General features: G+C 70.8%; 7 protein-coding genes. 3 read left to right on the top strand and 4 right to left on the bottom strand.

Going from position 1 to position 6,150, the window contains the following annotated elements; all coding sequences use genetic code 11:
* Together VED21_RS10735 and VED21_RS10730 are read left to right on the top strand one after the other, a co-directional pair.
* A partial coding sequence (locus tag VED21_RS10735) for a hypothetical protein (protein ID WP_324882342.1) occupies positions 1 to 372 on the top strand: 372 nt, incomplete at its 5' end.
* Between the two features lie 84 nt (positions 373 to 456).
* Positions 457 to 927: a PRC-barrel domain-containing protein gene (locus VED21_RS10730; protein ID WP_324882341.1), complete on the top strand. Its 471-nt coding sequence runs from the start codon at positions 457 to 459 to the stop codon at positions 925 to 927.
* A 6-nt stretch (positions 928 to 933) separates the two neighbouring features.
* Here the strand turns inward: VED21_RS10730 and VED21_RS10725 are convergent, their stop codons facing one another.
* From VED21_RS10725 to VED21_RS10715, 3 genes are all read right to left on the bottom strand, one after another.
* On the bottom strand, positions 934 to 1,869 hold the full coding sequence (locus VED21_RS10725) for a DMT family transporter (protein WP_324882340.1): 936 nt from the start codon (positions 1,867 to 1,869) through the stop codon (positions 934 to 936).
* Between the two features lie 180 nt (positions 1,870 to 2,049).
* On the bottom strand, positions 2,050 to 3,252 hold the full coding sequence (locus VED21_RS10720) for a CaiB/BaiF CoA-transferase family protein (RefSeq protein ID WP_324882339.1): 1,203 nt from the start codon (positions 3,250 to 3,252) through the stop codon (positions 2,050 to 2,052).
* A gap of 5 nt (positions 3,253 to 3,257) precedes the next feature.
* Positions 3,258 to 4,454 carry an acyl-CoA dehydrogenase gene (locus VED21_RS10715; protein WP_324882338.1) on the bottom strand — a complete coding sequence of 399 codons (1,197 nt, stop codon included), beginning with the start codon at positions 4,452 to 4,454 and terminating at the stop codon, positions 3,258 to 3,260.
* A 122-nt stretch (positions 4,455 to 4,576) separates the two neighbouring features.
* Here VED21_RS10715 and VED21_RS10710 point away from each other — a divergent pair, with 122 nt between their 5' ends.
* Entirely contained in the window at positions 4,577 to 5,464 is an 888-nt protein-coding gene (locus VED21_RS10710; protein WP_324882337.1) for a LysR family transcriptional regulator, read from the top strand.
* Between the two features lie 110 nt (positions 5,465 to 5,574).
* On the opposite strand, the gene VED21_RS10705 is transcribed toward VED21_RS10710, so the two are convergent.
* The coding region (locus VED21_RS10705) for an aspartate aminotransferase family protein (RefSeq protein WP_324882336.1) at positions 5,575 to 6,150 on the bottom strand (576 nt) is incomplete at its 5' end.

Genomic DNA, 6,150 nt, shown 5'->3' with positions numbered 1-6,150 from the left:
GGCATGCCCTACGTCGGCTGGAAGCTGCCGGATGCGGACCGGAACCGCCTGCTGGCGCGGTTCGCGCCGGCCTACCCCACCGTGCGCGCGCACCACGTGACGCTGGCCTTCGGCGTCGGGCGCGGGCATCCGCTGCCCAAGGAGACGGCCGGGCGCGTCGTCGGTATCGCCGACGACGGTGCGGGCGTGCAGGCGCTGGTGGTGGAGATCGCCGGCACCACGCGGCGGCCGGACGGCTCCACCTACCACGTCACGTGGTCGCTGGGCGCGGGTAGGGCGGCGAAGGAGTCGAACGCCGTGATCGCGGCGCGCGGCTGGACGCCGGTCGATCCCGCGGACATCCGGCTGGAGCCGCGCTTCTTCCCATCGTGAGGCAGGAACCGGCGTCGGCAGCCGGTGTTGCTCCAGGCGCATCGAGCGATTGAGGGAGCGATGGAGGGAGCGATGGAGGCATGCATGCGAACGGTTCTGGTTGCGGCGCTGCTCGCCGCCGCATTTCCCGGCCTGGCTGCGGCGCAGGGCGGCGGGTCGGTGACCGACAAGATCCGCGAGGCGCCGGAGCTCACCACCCGGCGCGACCCCGGCGCCGCGCGCCAGGGCTACGCCGACGCCGCCATGGCGCGCCAGCTGGAACACCTGATCGGCCAGCGCGTGACCAACCCGCAGGGGCAGGAGCTGGGCGAGGTGGAGGACCTGCTCGTGCGGCCCGACGGCAAGGTGGCCGGCGTGGTGGTGGAATGGGGCGTGCTGGCGGGCCTGAGCGGCAATCAGGTGGCGGTCCCGTGGTCGCGGGTGCAGGTATCGCCGGACGGCCGCCAGCTGACCGTCGACGCCACCAAGGATCAGCTGGAGAAGCTGCCGAAGTACGACCCCGACGTCCCGGCCAACGCCGGCGTCGACCCGGACGTCAAGCCGCTGCGGCGCTGACGGCGCCTATTCGCCGGGGCCGAGCCGCGGGCCGGCCTCGGCCGCGGCGCCGCGCTGCAGGGTCTGTTCGCGGTAGAAGACGAACAGGCCGCTGCCGATGATCAGGCTGGCGCCGGCCGCGATCTGCACCGACGGCACGGTGCCCCAGACCAGAAGGTCCAGCACCACCGCCCAGACGATCGACACGTACTGGAACGGCACCACCACGGCCGCCGGGCTGAGCTGGAGCGAGCGGTTCATCGCCGCGTGGCCGGACAGCGCGGTCACGCCCAGAAGGCCCAGCAGCAGGAAATCCACCACCCCCGGCATGCTCGCGGCGGTCGCCGCCGCGGGCAGCGCCGCCGCACCCAGGAGGCCGGTGCCGAAGGTCTGGAAGGAGACCAGCGACAGGTTGCTGGCCTCGCGCAGCAGGCGGGTGCAGATCATGCCCAGCGAGAACACCGTGGCGCCCAGCAGCGCCGCCAGCGACGGAACGAGATCGAAGGCGCCCGTCGGGTTCAGCACCAGCACCACCCCGGCGAAGCCCACCGCCACCGCCGCCCAGCGGCGCCAGCCGACCCGCTCGCCCAGCAGCGGCACGGAGAGCGCCGTGACGATCAGCGGGGCGGCCATGTAGATGGTCATCACGTCGGCCAGCGGCAGGGCGCGCACCGACCAGTAGAACAGCGCCACCTCCCCCGTCACGCAGGCCACGCGCAGCAGGTGCAGCGGCAGGCGCTTCACCGCGAAGACGTTGCGCACGCCGGCACGCGCGATCAGCGGCAGCAGCAGCGCCGCGCCGAACAGGCTGCGCACCGCCAGCAGCATGGCGACCGGGTATTCCGCCACCAGCCACTTGCCGAGCGCGTCGTTGAAGGTGAACAGCGACATGCCCAGCAGCATCATGATGATGCCGTTGCGGGCGCCGGAGGCGTGGGCAGAGGCGGTGGGGAGGGATGTCATTCTTTTGCGTGATGTCATGGAAGCGTGTGCCCCCTCCCGGCTTCGCTGACGCTCAGCCACCCTCCCCCTCTTCGAGGTGGAGGGTTTGTCGGCGCTCGGCGGCAGTCCCCTCCACCGCCCATGGCGGGGGAGGGTTAGGGAGGGGGCAAAACTTCGCGCTAGATGACACTTCCCGGGGGGCTAAATCACCCCCTTGCTCCGCAACGCTTCGATGTCCGCGACGCATAGGCCGAGTTGCGCGCCCAGCACCTCGTCGGTGTGGGCGCCCAAGGGCGGTGGGGCCAGGGTGTGCTCGATGGGGGTGGCGGAGTAGCGGATGGGGCTGGCGACCGTCGGCACGGTGCCGGCCGTGGCGTGCTGCAGCTCCTGGCGCAGGCCGCGGGCCTGCACGTGCGGGTCCGCGAAGACCGCCGCCAGATCGTTGATCGGGCCGCAGGGCACGCCCAGCGGTTCCAGCGCCGCCAGCCAGTCGGCGGTGTCGCGGGTGCGGATCACCTCCTCCAGGATGGCGACCAGTTCCTTGCGGTGGGCGACGCGCTGCGGGTTGGTGGCGAAGCGCCCGTCCTTCGCCAGCTCCGGCCGGCCGGCGGCGGTGCAGAAGCGGCTGAACTGGCCGTCGTTGCCGACCGCCAGGATCAGGTGCCCGTCGCGCGTGGGGAAGGCCTGATAGGGCACGATGTTCGGGTGCGCGTTGCCCAGGCGCTTCGGCGCGTTGCCCGAGACCAGGTAGTTCATGCCCTGGTTGGCGAGCACCGCCACCTGCACGTCGAGGAGCGCCAGGTTCACCCACTGCCCTACGCCCGTGCGGTCGCGGTGCGCCAGCGCCCCCATGATGCCGATGGCGGCGTAGAGGCCGGTGAAGACGTCCGTCACCGCCACGCCGACCTTCACCGGGCCGCCGCCCGGTTCCCCGTCCGGCTGGCCGGTGATGCTCATCAGCCCGCCCATGCCCTGGATCATGAAGTCGTAGCCGGCGCGCGCCGCATACGGCCCGTCCTGCCCGAACCCCGTGACCGAGCAGTAGACGAGGCGCGGGTTGAGGGCGTGCAGGCTGTCGAAGTCCAGCCCGTACTTCTTCAGCCCGCCGACCTTGAAGTTCTCGATCACCACGTCGGCCTGGGAGGCGAGGCGGCGCACCAGATCCTGCCCCTCCGGCCGTTCGAAGTCGATGGTGACGGAGCGCTTGCCGCGGTTGGTGGAGAGGAAGTAGGCGCTCTCCTCCCCCGCCCACGGCGGTCCCCAGGTGCGGGTGTCGTCACCCGCCCCCGGCCGCTCCACCTTGATGACGTCGGCGCCGAGGTCGGCCAGCGTCTGCGCCGCCCACGGGCCGGCCAGCACGCGCGACAGCTCCAGAACCCGGACGTGCCCCAGCGGTCCCGTCATGGTCGTCAGCCCGTGAACGCCTGGATGCCGGTGATCGCCCGGCCCAGGATCAGGGCGTGCACGTCGTGCGTGCCCTCGTAGGTGTTCACCGCCTCCAGGTTCATGGCGTGGCGGATGACGTGGAACTCGTCGGAGATGCCGTTGCCGCCGTGCATGTCGCGGGCGACGCGGGCGATGTCCAGCGCCTTGCCGCAGTTGTTGCGCTTGATGAGCGAGATCATGTCCGGCGGCGCCGCACCCTCGTCCATCAGGCGCCCGACCCGCAGGGCGGCCTGCAGGCCCAGCGCGATCTCCGTCTCCATGTTGGCGAGCTTCAGCTGGATGATCTGGTTGGCGGCGAGCGGGCGGCCGAACTGCTTGCGGTCCAGCGTGTACTGCCGCGCGGCGGCGAAGCAGAACTCGGCAGCACCCATGGCACCCCAGGCGATGCCGTAGCGCGCACGGTTCAGGCAGCCGAACGGACCGCTGAGGCCCTTCACGTTGGGCAGCAGCGCGTCTTCCGGCACGTGCACCTCGTCCATGACGATCTCGCCGGTGATCGAGGCGCGCAGGCTGAACTTGCCCTCGATCTTCGGGGCCGACAGGCCCTTCATGCCCTTTTCCAGGACGAAGCCGCGGATGACGCCCTCGTCGTCCTTGGCCCACACGACGAAGACGTCGGCGATGGGCGAATTGGTGATCCACATCTTGGCGCCGTTCAGCACCCAGCCGTCCGACACCTTGCGCGCGCGCGTCTTCATGCCGCCGGGGTCGGAGCCGTGGTCCGGCTCGGTCAGGCCGAAGCAGCCGATGTACTCGCCCTTGGCGAGCTTCGGCAGGTACTTCATGCGCTGCTCTTCGGTGCCGTAGGCGTAGATGGGGTGCATGACCAGCGAGGACTGCACGCTCATCATCGAGCGGTAGCCGCTGTCGACCCGCTCCACCTCACGCGCGACGAGGCCGTAGGTGACGTAGTTGACGCCCGAACAGCCGTACTTCTCCGGCAGGGTGGCGCCAAGGAGGCCCAGTTCGCCCATCTCGCGGAAGATGGCGGGGTCGGTCTTCTCGTGCCGGTTGGCTTCCAGCACGCGGCTCATCAGCTTGTCCTGGCAATAGGCGCGCGCCGTGTCGCGCACCATGCGCTCGTCCTCGGTCAGCTGCCCGTCGAGCAGGAGCGGGTCTTCCCAGTTGAACACCGGACGCGTATCGGCCGTCTTCGCCACCGTTTCCTCCGTCTGCAAATCGCCTTTGCCCCTGCGGGCGTTGGCGAGAAGGTGGCAAAGCCGCTGTGATAGGTCCAATACATTTCTTTGACGGTATTGATATGCTCAGCCTATAAAGGGGAATGGACCTGCGCCACCTCCGCCACTTCGTCGCCGTCGCCGAGGAGCTGCACTTCAGCCGCGCCGCGGCGCGCCTCGGCATCGGGCAGCCGCCGCTCAGCCAGTCGATCCAGGCGCTGGAGGCGGAACTGGGCGCCAAGCTGTTCGAGCGCACGCGGCGGCACGTGGAGCTGACCGAGCCGGGCCACCTGCTGCTGGCCGAGGCGCGGGAGATCCTGGCGCGGACGGAGCGCGCGGTGGTGCTGACGCGCCGCGCCGCGCGCGGCGAGGTGGGGGAGCTGAGGATCGGCTTCACGGCGGCCTCGCCGTTCCTGCCGGTGGTGCCGCGCATCATCGACGCCTACCGCCGCTCCAGCCCGGACGTGCACCTGACGCTGACCGAGCTGCCCAGCTTGCGCCAGCTGGCGGCGCTGGCCGACGGGCGGATCGACGTGGGATTCGTGCGCGAGCCGCGCACGCCCACCGGCGACGCCTTCACCTTCCACACGGTGCTGCGGGAGCCGCTGATCGCCGTGCTGCGCGCCGACCACCGGCTAGCGGCGCTGGACCCGGTGCCGCTGGCGGAGCTGCGGGACGAACCGTTCGTCTTCTACCCGGCCGACTACGGCACCAGCACGCTGGAGCAGGTGTCGGCGCTGTGCGCCGCCGCCGGCTTCCAGCCCAGGGTGGCGCAGGAGGCGCGCGAGGCCTTCACCATCATCGGCCTGATCGCGGCGGGCCTGGGCGTGTCCATCCTGCCCGCGCAGCTGCGGCAGGTGGCGGTGGAGGGGGTGGTGTACCGCAGCCTGGACACGGCCGACGCCTACACCACCATGTTGCTGGCCCACCGGCGCGGCGAACGCTCCGCACTGGTGCGGGGGTTCACCGAACTGGTGGGGCGGTTCGTGTGAAGAGGTGAGGAGCCCCACTTGCGCGGAGGAGTGCTGGGGACGCGCAGGGAGGCTCCTCGGCCGGCCCCGTCCACGGGGGGAATGTGGGACGGGGCCGGATGCGTTGCTGGTCAGGCGGCGACCAGTTCCTCCAGCGCCTTTTCGATGATGCCCAGGCCTTCGTCGACCAGGGCATCGGACGCGGTGAGCGGCACCAGGATGCGGATGACGTTGCCGTAAGTGCCGCAGGACAGCAGCACCAGACCCTTCTCCGCCGCCTTGTTGACCAGCGCCTTGGTCAGTTCGGGCGCCGGCTCCTTGGTGGTGCGGTCCTTGACCAGCTCGACCGCCACCATGGCGCCCAGGCCGCGCACCTCGCCGATGCAGGTGAAGGTGTTGCGCTTGGCCATCGCCTCGAACCGGTCGGTCAGGCGCTTGCCCATCTCGGCCGAGCGCTCGACCAGCTTCTCCTCCTCGATAACGTCGAGGACGGCGAGTGCGGCCGTGGTCGCCAGCGGGTTGCCGGCGTAGGTGCCGCCCAGGCCGCCGGCCACGGGGGCGTCCATGATCTCCGCCTTGCCGGTCAGCGCCGACAGGGGGAAGCCGCCGGCCAGGCTCTTGGCCATGGTCATCAGGTCGGGCACGACGCCGGAATGCTCGATGGCGAACATCTTGCCGGTGCGGGCGAAGCCGGTCTGGATCTCGTC

The sequence above is a fragment of the Azospirillum sp. genome (genome assembly GCF_035627195.1).
Lineage (GTDB): Bacteria > Pseudomonadota > Alphaproteobacteria > Azospirillales > Azospirillaceae > Azospirillum.
This window is presented reverse-complemented; position numbering and strand designations above follow the sequence as displayed.

What these genes read in the sequence shown, in the direction of transcription:
- VED21_RS10720 (WP_324882339.1), bottom strand. Translation starts at nt 3,252, where the DNA reads ATGACGGGACCGCTGGGGCACGTCCGGGTTCTGGAGCTGTCGCGCGTG.
- VED21_RS10730 (WP_324882341.1), top strand. Translation starts at nt 457, where the DNA reads ATGCGAACGGTTCTGGTTGCGGCGCTGCTCGCCGCCGCATTTCCCGGC.
- VED21_RS10710 (WP_324882337.1), top strand. Translation starts at nt 4,577, where the DNA reads ATGGACCTGCGCCACCTCCGCCACTTCGTCGCCGTCGCCGAGGAGCTG.
- VED21_RS10725 (WP_324882340.1), bottom strand. Translation starts at nt 1,869, where the DNA reads ATGACATCCCTCCCCACCGCCTCTGCCCACGCCTCCGGCGCCCGCAAC.